12 protein-coding genes are annotated in these 13,665 nt (G+C 51.1%); 2 read left to right on the forward strand and 10 right to left on the reverse strand.

Annotated features, from left to right (window positions below; translation table 11 throughout):
- Window positions 1-41: 41 nt before the first annotated feature.
- Window positions 42-251 (forward strand): hypothetical protein, encoded by a 210-nt coding sequence (locus tag AC3IUF_RS14745; RefSeq protein WP_489281509.1) that lies wholly within the window; start codon window positions 42-44, stop codon window positions 249-251.
- A 130-nt stretch (window positions 252-381) separates the two neighbouring features.
- On the opposite strand, the gene AC3IUF_RS14750 is transcribed toward AC3IUF_RS14745, so the two are convergent.
- The 3 genes from AC3IUF_RS14750 to AC3IUF_RS14760 form a co-directional block, all read right to left on the reverse strand.
- Complete coding sequence (locus tag AC3IUF_RS14750) at window positions 382-1,083, reverse strand: hypothetical protein (protein WP_489281511.1); 702 nt, start codon at window positions 1,081-1,083, stop codon at window positions 382-384.
- A 93-nt stretch (window positions 1,084-1,176) separates the two neighbouring features.
- The gene (locus tag AC3IUF_RS14755) at window positions 1,177-1,683 is read right to left on the reverse strand and encodes a hypothetical protein (protein WP_489281513.1); all 507 of its coding nucleotides are present in this window, start codon (window positions 1,681-1,683) and stop codon (window positions 1,177-1,179) included.
- 194 nt (window positions 1,684-1,877) lie between these two features.
- Window positions 1,878-3,113, reverse strand: coding sequence for an MFS transporter (locus AC3IUF_RS14760; protein WP_489281514.1), 1,236 nt, complete (start codon window positions 3,111-3,113; stop codon window positions 1,878-1,880).
- Between the two features lie 718 nt (window positions 3,114-3,831).
- On the opposite strand from AC3IUF_RS14760, the gene AC3IUF_RS14765 reads away from it, so the two are divergent.
- Window positions 3,832-4,050 carry a hypothetical protein gene (locus AC3IUF_RS14765; protein WP_489281516.1) on the forward strand — a complete coding sequence of 73 codons (219 nt, stop codon included), beginning with the start codon at window positions 3,832-3,834 and terminating at the stop codon, window positions 4,048-4,050.
- Window positions 4,051-4,669: 619 nt separating this feature from the next.
- Here the strand turns inward: AC3IUF_RS14765 and AC3IUF_RS14770 are convergent.
- The 7 genes from AC3IUF_RS14770 to AC3IUF_RS14800 form a co-directional block, all read right to left on the reverse strand.
- Window positions 4,670-6,016: an OprD family porin gene (locus AC3IUF_RS14770; RefSeq protein ID WP_489281517.1), complete on the reverse strand. Its 1,347-nt coding sequence runs from the start codon at window positions 6,014-6,016 to the stop codon at window positions 4,670-4,672.
- A 232-nt stretch (window positions 6,017-6,248) separates the two neighbouring features.
- A complete protein-coding gene (locus tag AC3IUF_RS14775; protein ID WP_489281519.1) occupies window positions 6,249-7,610 on the reverse strand; it encodes an MFS transporter in 1,362 nt (453 codons plus the stop codon).
- A 51-nt stretch (window positions 7,611-7,661) separates the two neighbouring features.
- Window positions 7,662-8,300, reverse strand: a complete 639-nt coding sequence (gene maiA, locus AC3IUF_RS14780) for a maleylacetoacetate isomerase (protein ID WP_489281521.1) — start codon at window positions 8,298-8,300, stop codon at window positions 7,662-7,664.
- The gene (fahA, locus tag AC3IUF_RS14785; protein WP_489281523.1) at window positions 8,297-9,595 is read right to left on the reverse strand and encodes a fumarylacetoacetase; all 1,299 of its coding nucleotides are present in this window, start codon (window positions 9,593-9,595) and stop codon (window positions 8,297-8,299) included. The genes maiA and fahA overlap by 4 nt, the downstream gene beginning before the upstream one ends.
- Entirely contained in the window at window positions 9,592-10,908 is a 1,317-nt protein-coding gene (gene hmgA, locus AC3IUF_RS14790; protein WP_489281525.1) for a homogentisate 1,2-dioxygenase, read from the reverse strand. Before hmgA ends, fahA begins: the two co-directional genes overlap by 4 nt.
- Window positions 10,909-11,176: 268 nt before the next feature.
- Window positions 11,177-12,136, reverse strand: coding sequence for an MBL fold metallo-hydrolase (locus AC3IUF_RS14795; protein WP_489281526.1), 960 nt, complete (start codon window positions 12,134-12,136; stop codon window positions 11,177-11,179).
- A 291-nt stretch (window positions 12,137-12,427) separates the two neighbouring features.
- On the reverse strand, window positions 12,428-13,555 hold the full coding sequence (locus AC3IUF_RS14800; RefSeq protein WP_489281528.1) for an alkene reductase: 1,128 nt from the start codon (window positions 13,553-13,555) through the stop codon (window positions 12,428-12,430).
- Window positions 13,556-13,665 lie beyond the last annotated feature (110 nt).

Here is a 13,665-nt window from a genome sequence, read left to right on the forward strand (position 1 = left end):
CGCAACGGATATGCCGATGATCCAAGCAAAGGAGAAAGAAAATGGCCGGCGAATACTCGTTGTCCGACGTGCTGGAAAGGATGTATCAGAATCAGCTCGCGCTAGAGGCGACTTTGATGGAGTTGGCGCTTCATGTAGAAGCCCAAGGTAGCGCTGAAATCGGGGACAATGCTCGCGGCGCTTTGTGGGCCATCGGTGAAAACGCCGGGTACATCAAACAGGGTTTAGCCCGGCTTAAAAATACCTCTTAAGCCAGGCTTTGCCCGAATGAATGGTGAGCAGGGATAGCTCCCGCTTTTCAAAGGTGCGTTCGTCGAACTGAAGTATTGCCGAGCTGAACTCACCGAAATAAAAAGGTTGCCCTCTGTCATCCTATGGAAATTAGACAGAATGTTCATGCATGAACATTGGGTCGCCATTTTTTTCGCCAATACGTTCAAACACAGGAATCATTGTCTCGTCGACCTCACCGAGCTGCCAGCACACAAGCACCCTCTTGTCTTTTGAATTAGCCTTGTAAGACTGAGTGCGATGAATTGTGCCGGTGCCATCAAATAGTATGGCTTCGCCCTCAGAGTACGTATGGACTGTCGAACGCTCATCGAAATCTAGCGACTCGCCTCGAAGCACAGCAGTGGTTTCTAATCCCCCGAAATGAGGTTTAAAATCTAACAACGGTGTGAGCACGGTTGCACTTTGATTTAATCTCAGGCCTTCATCTGTGAAATCGGAGTGCCACCTACCGGTAGGATAGCTTCCTGTTATTTCAATAATGTTTGCCTGGAGCACTCTCATTTTTTCAGCCTTATCCCCCACGATATTTCTCACCACGTGGAGTTCGCAACCATCTAGCACCTCCCGAAATAGAGCTATAGCTCGTTCAGACTTTGCAAAATACCAGCGCATGCTTACACCCTCGAACTCCTCGCTGTAATCCTCATGGGCTTTCACCCCGATATCAATATCATCCGGCAGACAATCATTTAGGAAATCTTTATACAAAGCACGAATAGGCTCAAGCGCTTCATAGGAAAACTTTAGTTTGGTTACTCGCTCACTTAAAAACTGGGCCTTCTTAGACATTCGTCACCTCAGGAATAAAACCCGCGCAAGAAAACTTGCGCGGTGTCGTAAGTTCAAGACAATTGGTTTACTCAGGTATTCGTAAGGGCTTACTTATGCGGCTATGCGAGCCGACATAAGTTCAGCAGCAGCTTTTGCTGGCTTGGTTTCTGCCGCGGACTTGGCCGGCTTGGTTTCTGCCGCCGCTTTGGCCGGCTTCGTTTCCGCTGCTGCCTTGGCTGGCTTGGTTTCCGCCGCAGCCTTGGCTGGCTTGGTTTCTGCCGCTGCCTTGGCTGGCTTCGTTTCCGCCGCCGCTTTGGCTGGCTTGGTTTCTGCCGCAGCCTTGGCCGGCTTGGTTTCCGCCGCTGCCTTGGCTGGCTTAGTTTCTGCCGCTGCCTTGGCTGGCTTAGTTTCTGCCGCCGCTTTGGCTGGCTTGGTTTCTGCCGCAGCCTTGGCCGGCTTGGTTTCCGCCGCTGCCTTGGCTGGCTTCGTTTCCGCCGCCGCTTTGGCCGGCTTCGTTTCCGCTGCTGCCTTGGCTGGCTTGGTTTCCGCCGCTCGCATTACAATTTCAAAATTCCTTGCGAGGGAACTGCCATTCTGAATCAAACTAATAGATTGCATGAGTTTAGATATCCTTATTAAGTAAAGAGCACGCTTGCTATTACGGTCACATCCTTACAACTTCACCTATGCTACAGATTTGGCACCCAAGCATCTGGACACACATCCTCTTATTATAATTCTCAAGAACAACGCGACACTTTATCGCAACCAATAATCGCGCAACCTAGGTAGGCGGCGATCCAGAATAAATCTTAGTAGCTACGAACTTTAACCATAGCGATCAGCACGCCAATCAATACGAGTATGGCGGCACACCAGTACGTGGTTCCATAACCCACGGCAAGAAGCGACGTCCCGATTAATGGGCCGATCACGTATCCCAGCGCCGCTGCCCCAAACGAAAGTCCAGCAACACTTCCTTGCTCTGACTCTGTCACAGAACTCGAAAGACTTCCTTGAAGACCGGGAAATAAAAACGCAAATCCAGCCCCTGCGAGAGACGCCCCCACCGTAATCTGCTGAATCGTGACAGCGCCAAATGCGATTGATGCAAGACCAGTAAATGCAAGTGCACCACCGATAGAAATTGCTTTGAGCGGGCCTGGTTTAAAATACTGAATTATAAACAATTGAGTCACAACCATTGCTACGGCAAGCCCAAACACCACAACTCCTGTTTGTTTTACAGTTTCAGCTGCGCTCAAATGCAATGTATCTTGGACATGAAAGGCGATAGACTGTTGTAGGGCTGAAAAGCCTACATAAACCAGAACGGTAGCCAACAACCCTCCGATCACTCTAGAATCGAACAGGTTCAATGCAATGGTTTTATGAACAACTTCAGGTGAAAGATTTTTATTTGGCCTGTCTAACAAAAACACACCCAACAGGACATTCAAAAAGGCAAGAGCTGCAACAACGTACAGCGGGCAGAGCAATCCGTAGCCTCCAAGGCCGGCGCCCAAAAGCGGCCCCAGTGTCGACCCCAACCCAAAACAAGCAGTCATTAGGCCCATCTTCGCGGGACGCTTTTCTTTCGGAGTGACCATCGCGATGCTCGCCATCGCTGCTGGATGAATTCCGGCAGTCATCGATGCGTAAATAACACGCACAAAAATCAAAAGCCCCAACACACTTAGTGCGGAGAACGCTAAATTCATCCCAGCATTTAAAACCAGTGCAAAGCACAATGAGCCCGCTGCGTAACTGAACATACCGAGCAAATAAACGAGACGACTTCCTGAACGGTCGATCACCCTTCCCCAAATGGGCGAAGCGAAAGTAAGTATAAAGGCGGAAATGGCGACAATCGATCCCGTTTGAACATCGGACAGCCCAATCTGACGAGCAGCCGGCCCCAGCAATGCATAAAGAAGTGTCTGCCCCGCACCAACTAAAACCAGACCCATTGCCAATATCAATTGACCTAGTGGGAATCCAGGAGAACTTTTAACTTCAACAATTAATTCAAAAGGTGCTTCAGCCATACTTACCCTTCCTTAGGTATCGGGAATAATTCCAATCGAAACACATCGTTCAGCTCGATGTGTTCCCGGCGCAATTTGTAACAACACCGTTCACCCTGTCAAAGTATTTTTTTTCGCACCAATTTAGTTCTTGTTTTTTGTGACTTCGCCCCCAGATTTATTTAGAAAATTTTCTGATCGGCTCGAAATGGTGCGCACTTTCCAAATTAGTGCACGCTCCAAACCACTCAATTTTTAAATCGAAAATACGGAAATGGCGTTTTAGTTTAGGTATAACGATCGTGCGCATGTTGCCCGTGATACGACAAGGCGCTATTACAGCGAAACTGAAGAAGCACTCGGAATCACAGGTCGAGATCAGGGGGCTTGATTTAACATGCAGCTCTATAATCGGCGCAGGCTCTTCATCACCGTGCTGCCGGCGGAGGAATCCGTCTGAGTTCGGCAGTTCTCTTCGCGCTGGTCACCACGAAAAAATGTCCCTCTCCCGTCGGGACGTGCACCTCGGCAGTGGGGCGGTGAAGGTTATCCATTCCATTTTTTGTTTTATAGCCATAGCTCGGACTGTGGTGATGGCAGCTTTCCGCCCGCTGCCGACACAGCTATGCGTAGGTAGTCCTCTGTAAAAATATTGGGTAAGCCTTTTCATCTGCCCACGCCGTTTGAGCCAGCGCTGAGATGAACTAGGCTCTGTGGATTGTTCTCAAGGAAAACGGCTATGCCAGATAACTCAAACTACAAAGTTGCCACTGCGGACGCTCTGACATTGCTCCTGCACAACCAGCACGCACTGGGTGCAGCAATTGAAGAGATAACGAAGTGGCTCTCAGAAAATGGCGTAGGAAGTGTTGCGGCTCATGCGATTTCGGCCATGGAGGCGCTGGACACAAATGCTCAAGCCATCACCGAGTCCATTTTAAGGATTCGACAATCTTAAAATGCTGCTGTCCCCTGCCCCGCACACCCGTCCTACGATTACCATTCAGATTGAAAGACAAGGAACGGAATGTTCCCAACAATGGCGAGTCCCAATTTCGAAATCACGGCGACTGAATTCGAGCGCTTGTTTAGAGACTGGATACTTAAGCAAGATGGTGATCTGACCTCGCTCGAAGGCTCGAAGTGACAAACGACGTAAAGATGGAAACCTACGACTCGACCTACCAGATCGACGTGCTGAGGAAATTTTAAGCCTCTCCAGGCGCCTAATTTGTGGTTCTGATTGGCTGCAAAAAGACTGTAACGCAATCGAACGAGAGTTCGTTCAGGCACCCAGCAATGCTCAGAAGGCATACGCAAGGATGACTGATCCGCACTGCGGTGACCTGCGGCTTTTTAGGCAGATTCAGGATTCAGCCACACCAGTTAATTTGGCGTACGTCACCTACAACAGTTGGGTAGTGCGCTACGCAGAAAAAATGAGCAAAGCTCCTATCGAGCCTGAATACAAAGGCGAAACCACTGATTGCAATGGGCGGAGTGGTCGCCCCGGCTCAAAACAGTCTCACAATACGCCAATATCTCTAATCCACCAGCTGGCTACGGCGAAGCTTTCCTTAGAAGATAGATATTGGGTAGTCCACAATGACGCGAACTTCGTTGTTATCGGCATATCGATAACCGGTCGATCCTCGATGTGTAGCCTGTCTCACACGAATGGAAAGTGCCTTGGCCGGGCCGGATTGTACGACGTACCGAGCCTCGATATCTCGTTCCCAATGGCGCACGTCATCGCCTTCGGGATAGACGTATCGGCGCGAATAGAACGTGTTGTGACTGCCCCCATTGCTAACATCGTCCCCTGTTGCATAACGCGTCATGAATGAAAGGCCCGGCACTCCAAATGGCGCCATATCGATGTCATAGCGAAACTGAAAGGAGCGCTCGTTCGGCTCAGTGAAGGTCGCGAACTGAATTGCATTTGCTAGCGTAACGACGCCTGGCGCCGTACCAAATCCCAGCCAATCCATCGGCTCGTCACCATTGACCTTTTGATAAGCAAACGTGAACGTATGCGCTCGGTATTTATAGGCCATTGATAACGACCAAGTGGTGTTATCAATCACACTTGCCAGTTGACGTCCAACATCCACCGTACGGTATAAATTGGCATCGAGAATAATAGACTGGCCGGGATCAATGGGAAGGGTGTAGTTTCCATTTGCATAGTACTGCCTCCATGTGTCTTTTGCCTCAGACGCGTAGAGCGAAGCCTCTAATTCTTTTCCGAAATTATATTTCACGCCTGCGTAACTAACTGACTTAATCGCAATGGGCAAACCGTAGTCAGTTGTAAAGTCATCGTCATTATTCGACGAATCGACGCCCCCTTGCCCATCAAAATGCGCCGCATCCAGATGCAGTTGATCGATATCCCATGCAAGCATTCCTCCAGTAGCCGAGCTAGGAAAAAGCCTCACGGTGTTAACCGACAACACAGGCACGCTTGGAAAAAGGTTTCCGTATTGAAGCACTCCCCCGCCATACCGCACCTTCAAAGCACCACCTGATTTGCTGAAGTGACCACGTGGCTCGCCATCACTGTCTAACTGCGTCAAACGCACTCCCGCTCGACCACCACCACTGTCAAGTTTCAATGCCAGAAAGCTGTAGGCATCAAAACCTAAGCCGATCGCACCCGGTGTGAATCCTGACGAAAAATTGGCCATGAACCCTTGCGCCCACTCTTCAGCATATCCATTTCGCTCATCCAAACTTTTGAAAGCATTGGCGCCTGCGCCATTGCTCATTCCATGCCGAAAGTCTCGATTAAAGTAAAAGTTTCTAGAGGCAATAGTAAGCTTACTGTCATTAATAAATTCAGAGGAACCGTTTTCATCTGATCGAGCCTCAAAAAAAACAACCGAAAGCAATGCAGCGCAAGCGATCTTATTTACGGACATGATATCTTCTCAATATTGTTTTTATAATGAAGAGGGTGCGGTAACAGGTTTCAGTGCCGGGCCAAGTAACCGTCCATGCACATCAGCACCTAACGCATATAACTATGTAAACCACAAAAATTTTGACAGTAGATTTGAGCCGAACATTTAAGACCCGTGGCACGGCTAGGCGCCACGGTCTTCTGAGTGTGTTAAGTGATGATCTCCCGCTACTGAGTGGCGGGCTGGCTCTTTAAACTTTAGGCACCGGGTTTGCGCCTAACCCTTCTCCGATTTTTTTCGCTTCCCCACTATCGGGGTGAGCAATACTAACGGCGCAGATGCCTGACAATATTGCAGGGATGGCAGCAAGCAACATTACGCCAACAAAAGGAATTTGCATGGCAACCAGCATGGCTCCAACGAGAGGGCCTGAAATCGCGCCCAGTCGACCCACACCTAGCGCCCAACCTACTCCAGTTGCACGAATATGCGGTGGGTAGAAGTTACTGATTACACCATTTAACGTAAGCGACCCACCGATCAGGCAAAATCCGGCCACCATAACGGCAAGAACCGTCAAAGCAGCGTTACCATGCTCCAAACCGACTGAAGCCGTGGCAAGACCGCACACCGCCATGACTTTACCAACCAACCAGGTTTTGCTTTTCACCTTGTCCGCTAGATACGAAAGCGTGACAGCTCCGAGCGTACCTGATGCCAGGAAGGCAGATGTTGTAAGGCTCGCGGTGCTGGAAGAAAAGCCTGTATCTCTTAGTAAAGTCGGCAACCAACTGACGGTGAAATACAGCAGAGTAAAGCTGGCAATGCATGAGCCCCAGATAAAAATCGTAGGCTTTAGATATCCGTAACGGAAAAGATCAACAATGGTTACTTTCTGCGGCTTTCCATCCTCCAGTACAGGATCTGGGGGAGTCCATTGCGGCACGAATTTATCGAGCATGCTACTCAGCGCAGCGCTCATGTGCTTCGCGCTGAACAGCCTGGACAACGACTCAGGGAGCCAAAGATACAAAAAGGGCAGCAATAACAAAGGAGCGACCCCACCGACAATAAAAATGCTATGCCAGCCGTAAATTTGCATGATGCTTGCCGCGATGAAACCGCCCACGGCGCCACCAAATGCGAACCCGGCCGCAGCCATTGTCACGAAAAACGTCTTCATCCTAGGCGGCGCATAGTCTGCCATCAACGCCATAGCGCTTGGCATAGCCCCACCCATTCCTACTCCGCAAAGGAAGCGAATGACCGCAAGCGTGTAGATGTCATCAGCCCAAGCCGACAACAGCGTCAGGCCAGCGAATAGCAGTACACAGCTCAAAAGCGTTTTTCTAACGCCGAAGCGATCAGCTAAGGGGGTTAGTAACAGCGAGCCCACTGTGAGTCCAAGTAGGTTGCAGGTAAAGACAACACCAAATGCGGCTTTTGGCGTTTCCCATTCTTGCGCAAGGGTTGGAACAACAAAGCCCAATAGCTGCGCATCGTATCCGTCACAGATCAGTAACAGAATCAGGAGTACAAGTGTTTGGATCTGATACCGCGAGAGCGGTCGTTGATCAAGTGCAGCACGAAAGGCGTCAATTTGGTTATTCATCATGGCAATCCGATTATTTTTGTGAGGCCACGTAAGAATTCGTCGTTATCTCTACGACGGTGGGGAGTCAACTTGGCTAGCAGGGTGGGCGCGCTGAAATGCACGATGCTCCGCCGCCAGTTGCTCGATTCGGGCGATTTTCGGGAACGTATTACTTACATCGAGACCGAATCGGCGAGCAGCATAGATCTGAGGTAGCAGGTAAACATCGGCCAAACCGGGGCGATCACCCAAGGCCCATCTGTCGCTGCCAATCAACGCTTCAACCGCTTTGAATCCGTCGGATATCCAGGCCAAAATCCACGCATTGACGAATTCTTCGTCGTGGCCCGCCGCTCTTAGCTTGTTCAAAACAGAAACGTTATGGAGGGGATGAATGTCGCATCCGATGATGCTGGCAATCGAACGTGCCAACGCCCGTTTCGCCACATTACCGGTAAGTAATGGCTGTTTTGGGTAGACCTCCTCTAGGTACTCGATGATGGCCGACGACTGCAGAATACTAATATCACCGTCAATAAGCGTCGGCACTCGACCCTGGGGATTGATTTCCAGATATGCAGCGCCATGATGTTCACCGCCATTTCTTACCAGATTGACTGGCTCGATCTGATGAGCGATGCCTTTCAATTCAAGTGCGATTCGCACTCGATATGAAGAGGTTGAACGGTAATAGGAATACAGAATCACCGGCGACTCTCCCGAGCGGGAAGCACGACAGCCCGGCACTCTCCAAAACCTATAGAAGCGATACCGTCTCGGGAAGCTCTAGCCTTGAAGATGATTTCGTCACCATCCTCCAGAAACGTTCGCGTCTCACCATTGGCAAGCGTGAATGGCTGCTTACCGCCCTCAGTCAATTCCAGCAATGACCCCATCGATTCGGTAGTAGGGCCTGAGAGTGTCCCCGTGCCAAATAGATCGCCGGGATTGAGCTGGCAACCATTCATCGTGTGATGGGTAACCATTTGAGCAAACGTCCAATACATATTCAGGGTGCTGCTGACGCTGAGCAGAAACGGCGCCGTACCCTCCTCCCTCATGCGAGCAGTGAGCAGGAACACCTCAAGGCGAATATCGAACGCGCCAGCGTGCTGATCTTGTTCATCTAGCAAGTAAGGCAGAGGATTAGGATCGCCAGCAGGCCTCGCCGGCTGTGCGCAACGGAAAGTCTCCAGTGCCTCCATGGTCACCACCCAAGGCGAAATCGTCGAAGCGAAGCTCTTCGAAAGAAATGGGCCCAGTGGTTGATATTCCCATGCCTGGATATCGCGAGCAGACCAGTCGTTAAGTAAGCAGAAACCCGCAATATGCTTGCGTGCATCGCGGATGCTGATCGGATCTCCAAACTCGTTTGCACTGCCAACCCACAGCCCTAGCTCAAGCTCGTAATCCAAACGACGCGATGGCGCATGAATCGGCGTATCGCTATCCGGAAGTTTTATCTGACCAGAAGGCCTAGCAAAAGGCTTACCGGAAGCAACGATGGTAGATGCCCGCCCGTGGTAGCCAATCGGAACGTACTTGTAGTTGGGCAGCAGTGGATTATCAGGGCGAAACAGCTTACCCACGTTTTCAGCATGATGAATGCCTACGTAAAAGTCTGTGTAATCCTGGATGCGAGCAGGCACATGCATTTCACACTTGGAGGCATCGATCACCAAGCGGTCGCCCAACTGGCGCTGTAGCTCAAGTTCGATTCCGTCCATGCTCAACAGCGCAATCAACCTGTCTCGCAGAGCCTGACGGTCTTCATGCGGTAGCCCGAAGAACCTATTGAGCGAGCCGCCAACAGCTGCTTTCGCGGCCTGCTCTCCAGGGCCTACGAGCAAGCCGGCATCTAGAGCCACCTGCAGATCGTAGACCGATTCCCCTATTGCCACGCCAGTACGACGCTCACCACCTTGGATGCTGAATACACCAAACGGTAAGTTCGCGAGGGAAAAATCAGGATGGCCATTGGCCGAAGCTATCCAACTGTTCATTTACTGCTCCCTCGAAAGGATTCATTACTCTCGAAATTACTTGCGATTCCATCCCAGCAGGCGTCGTAGTTGCTTTGCAGCGCAGGGTTGGCGAGAGCAAATTCGGTTGGGCGCAGGACTTGGCTTGTTTCGAACATGAAGGCCATCGTGCCATCCAGTTTCTGGGGTTCAAGATCAGCAGCCATTGCGCGCTCGGAGGTCAATGCGTCAGGCCCATGAGCACTCATACAGTTGTGTAGAGACGACCCTCCGGCCGTAAAGCCGTCGGCTTTAGCGTCGTACGCGCCTTCAATTAAGCCCATATACTCGTTCATGAGGTTTCGGTGGAACCATGGTGGACGGAAGGTGTTTTCTGCCACCAACCAGCGTGGTGGGAAAATCACGAAGTCCAGATTCGCCAGTCCGACGACGCTGGTTGGAGACGTGAGCACCGTGAAAATTGAAGGATCAGGATGATCGAAACTGATTGAGCCAATCGTATTGAAGTTACGCAGGTCATATTTGTACGGAACGTTATTGCCGTGCCAAGCGACCACATCGAATGGTGAGTGATCAAGCTCGGCCTCCCAAAAACTCCCCTGAAATTTCTGCACTAACCGAGTAGGCGCTTGCGGCTGTTCAAACCAGGCGTTCGGGGTGAGAAAATCACGAGGGCTGGCCAGACCATTACTACCAATCGGGCCGAGGTCTGGAAGACGCAGAGGAGCACCATGGTTCTCGGCGATGTAGCCGCGAGCAGATTGCTCCAAAAGCTCCACTTTGAATTTCAGACCGCGTGGTATTACAGCGATTTCCAACGGTTTGAGTTCCAAACGCCCAAGCTCAGTCGTGATCAGCAACCCACCTGACTGAGGCACGATCAGCATCTCTCCATCAGCGTTGTAAAACACACGCTCCATCGAGCGATTCGCTAGGTAGTGGTAGATGGTAGAGCCGCTCGGTCGATCAAGACTGGAGTTAGCCACCATCACGCGTAGACCGTCGACGAAGTCGGTCGGCGCTACTGGTATATCAAGAGGATCCCAGCGCAGTCGGTTCGGATTAGCGGGAGCGAGACTGGCTTGCGGAATCGGCGAATTGATCGACTTGAACGTTGGATGGGCTGCTGAAGGGCGTATGCGATACATCCACGTACGGCGGCTCTCATGCCGGGGCATTGTGAAGGCAGTGCCAGAGAAGAGCTCGGCGTAGAGACCGTGGGCTACACGTTGCGGTGAGTTCCGGCCAATCGGCAGCGAGCCTGTAATGGACTCACTGGAAAACTCGTTTCCGAAGCCGGGTTGATAGTGTAAGTGTTGCTCTTTAGTGGTCATCACAATTCCTGCCATTACTAACGTTTTTTATTCGCAACAAGCTTTCTCTAATTGCCCTAATGATTGCGTGACGTTTGCAACGAAGCGAATTCCCTTAGGTTACCTCGCCGTTAAATTCCATCTTCGGCTAGGCATTAGGTGATTACACAAACTGCTCGACATCAAAAAAAGAGCGGCCGAAGCCGCTCGCTTCAGTTGAAACGTGATACTTACACCGTATACATATTAACTATGCAAAAGACTGTTAATCACATTGCATGAGAAGCGATTAATCGCCCTGCAACTCAGCCCAAATTTCCTTGTCGAGTTTATCCGTCCATATAACTGGCCAGTCGATTTTGGAGCATTCGTCCCATACACGCTTGACGTCAAATGGCAGGCAATGTTCAAAGATTGGCCAGTGGCCATATTCCGCATTCAGTTTTTTGTGGGTTGCCTCGAAAGCTTCTTTCAAAGAGCCGCCACGCTGATGCACTTTCTCTACTTCTTCAATCATGCTCAGAATAAAGTGGCGTGTTTGCTCAATGGCAGCATCAGTGTTAGTCACGGTTTTTGCTACAGGGCCACGTCCGCCCAGCAAGAACTCGGAGCGATACGCTTTTACCGCATCCAATGTCTTTCCTGACCAGTCGTAATGGAACGCATCACCGGTATACAAAGCCGCCTCGGCTTCAACCAAATCCCCAGCAAAAAGGGTCTTGCTCTTTTCATGCCACACCACAAGATCACCGGCAGTGTGCCCGCGACCAACAAACTTGACTTCAAGCTTGCCGCGATCACCACCTAGATCAATGGTGTAGTCGTCAGTAATCATGGTCGGCCGAGTCAGCCCGGGAATACCTTCGGGTTGCTTGAAAAGCCTCGGCATGCGACCGAACTCGCTATCCCAGTCCTCTTGGCCGCGTTCCTCGATGAGCTTGGCAGTGTTGGTACTAGCCAAAATATGTTCAGCATTAAAGGCACTTGCCCCCAACACCCGAACAGCATGGTAATGGCTCAATATCAGATATTTTACGGGCTTGCTAGTGTGCTTACGCAGCTCGTCCAGCCAGATCTGAGCAGAGGCTGGGGTAGCGCGTGCGTCGAAGCAAACGACAAAATCTTCGCCTTCGAAAGCTCCTACGTTCGGATCCCCTTCAGCGGTATAGGCATACACGCCATCTGCGAGAACTTCGAGGGTTTCTTTTTTCTCAGCAGTGTCATTGGACGAGGCAAAGGCTTTGGCCATGGGTTTCTCCTTAGAATTTATTAGGAACTCGCCGGTTTAGAGTGACTCTCGGTTTAGCGTGCAGTGACGCGAGAGCTAGCTTGGCTGAGTGTCCTGTCGCCATCCTAGTGAGCGGGCCTGAATAGATATATAGGGTCGCCATCGCAAGTGAGTTGACCAACAGTCGTCAATCGTTGGCCCGAGGCACACTAAAACGCCTGTTTGACAGCCCAGCGTCGCCTACCCGAAGTTTTCAATCCGTTAAGCCGAGATTACCGAATCGTCTGAACAGCCGATTAGCGTGCCAAACTCTCACTGCTTATGAGGCGCATAATCGACGTAGCCCTGCTCATCACCGCCGTAAAAAGTGTCGCGATCTGCAGGAGTCAATGGCCAGCCGTTTTTGAGCCTAGCAACTAGGTCGGGGTTGCCGATGAAGTTGTGACCAAACCCGGCGAGGTCAATCAAGCCCTCAGAAATCAATTCTTCAGCCCGTTGACGGTTCAATCCACCTGCTAAGATCAGAGCGGTGCCGCTGAGCTTGGACTTGATCTGCCTCAACAACGCAAACAGCCCGCCACCGGACTTGCCCTGCACTCCCCGATCAATCCGTTCGAAACTGTCCTGGTTCATCACATGGACGTAGGCCAGATCGCGCTTAGCAATTTCTTCGGCGAGTGCTAGGTACGTCTCATCGATCCCATCATAAAGCGGCATATCGAACAACTGCCCGTATGGTGAGATTCGAATCCCTACCCGGTTTGCGCCGACACGTTTAACGACCGCATCAATTACCTCGACTGTAAAGCGCAGCCGGTTTTCTAGCCGATCAGCGGAATATTTATCAGTGCGATCGTTGACCTTGGGATTCAAAAACTGCTCGTGTAAATAGCCATTGGCACCGTGAATTTCGACGCCATCAAAACCGGCTTTCATTGCGTTTTCAGCAGCCTGTGCGAAGTCTTCAACGACGCGTTCGACCTCGTCCGTGCTTAGTTGACGCGGTGCAGGAGGCGCAACTCGATCCGGCTCACCGTTCTCGTTGTAACCATATGCAGTAGAGTCTTTCGCACGTTTAGAGCTCGGGCTGACGGGCAACTTACCGTTATCCTGAATCGAAGGGTGAGAGACGCGCCCCACGTGCCATAATTGCGCGAATATACGCCCACCAACCGCATGGACTGAATCGGTCACCAGCTTCCAGCCACTGATCTGGGCGGCGCTATAGACCCCAGGGTTGAACAGATACCCCTGGCCTTCCCGCGAAATGGACGTCCCCTCGCTAACGATGAGACCAGCCGTTGCACGCTGGGTGTAATAAAGCGCCGTGAGCGCATCTGCAACATCGTTGGACGCTCGTGAGCGAGTCATTGGCGCCATTACAATGCGATTTTGCAGCGCGATTCCAGAAAGGTCGAAAGGTCTGAAAAGGTCAGTCATGATAGAACTCAGCAGTGAGGGGACGGTTATTTACGACCTCTTTCCATGCGGATTGAGGTGACGATCACCTCCATGCTAGGCATCAGGGATTGATGCGACTACAGCCATAA

Source organism: Pseudomonas sp. KH_040 (assembly GCF_057839305.1).

Coding starts and splice junctions, on each gene's coding strand:
- AC3IUF_RS14745 (WP_489281509.1), top strand. CDS start 42: ATGGCCGGCGAATACTCGTTGTCCGACGTGCTGGAAAGGATGTATCAG.
- AC3IUF_RS14750 (WP_489281511.1), bottom strand. CDS start 1,083: ATGTCTAAGAAGGCCCAGTTTTTAAGTGAGCGAGTAACCAAACTAAAG.
- AC3IUF_RS14755 (WP_489281513.1), bottom strand. CDS start 1,683: ATGCAATCTATTAGTTTGATTCAGAATGGCAGTTCCCTCGCAAGGAAT.
- AC3IUF_RS14760 (WP_489281514.1), bottom strand. CDS start 3,113: ATGGCTGAAGCACCTTTTGAATTAATTGTTGAAGTTAAAAGTTCTCCT.
- AC3IUF_RS14765 (WP_489281516.1), top strand. CDS start 3,832: ATGCCAGATAACTCAAACTACAAAGTTGCCACTGCGGACGCTCTGACA.
- AC3IUF_RS14770 (WP_489281517.1), bottom strand. CDS start 6,016: ATGTCCGTAAATAAGATCGCTTGCGCTGCATTGCTTTCGGTTGTTTTT.
- AC3IUF_RS14775 (WP_489281519.1), bottom strand. CDS start 7,610: ATGAATAACCAAATTGACGCCTTTCGTGCTGCACTTGATCAACGACCG.
- fahA (WP_489281523.1), bottom strand. CDS start 9,595: ATGAACAGTTGGATAGCTTCGGCCAATGGCCATCCTGATTTTTCCCTC.
- hmgA (WP_489281525.1), bottom strand. CDS start 10,908: ATGACCACTAAAGAGCAACACTTACACTATCAACCCGGCTTCGGAAAC.
- AC3IUF_RS14795 (WP_489281526.1), bottom strand. CDS start 12,136: ATGGCCAAAGCCTTTGCCTCGTCCAATGACACTGCTGAGAAAAAAGAA.
- AC3IUF_RS14800 (WP_489281528.1), bottom strand. CDS start 13,555: ATGACTGACCTTTTCAGACCTTTCGACCTTTCTGGAATCGCGCTGCAA.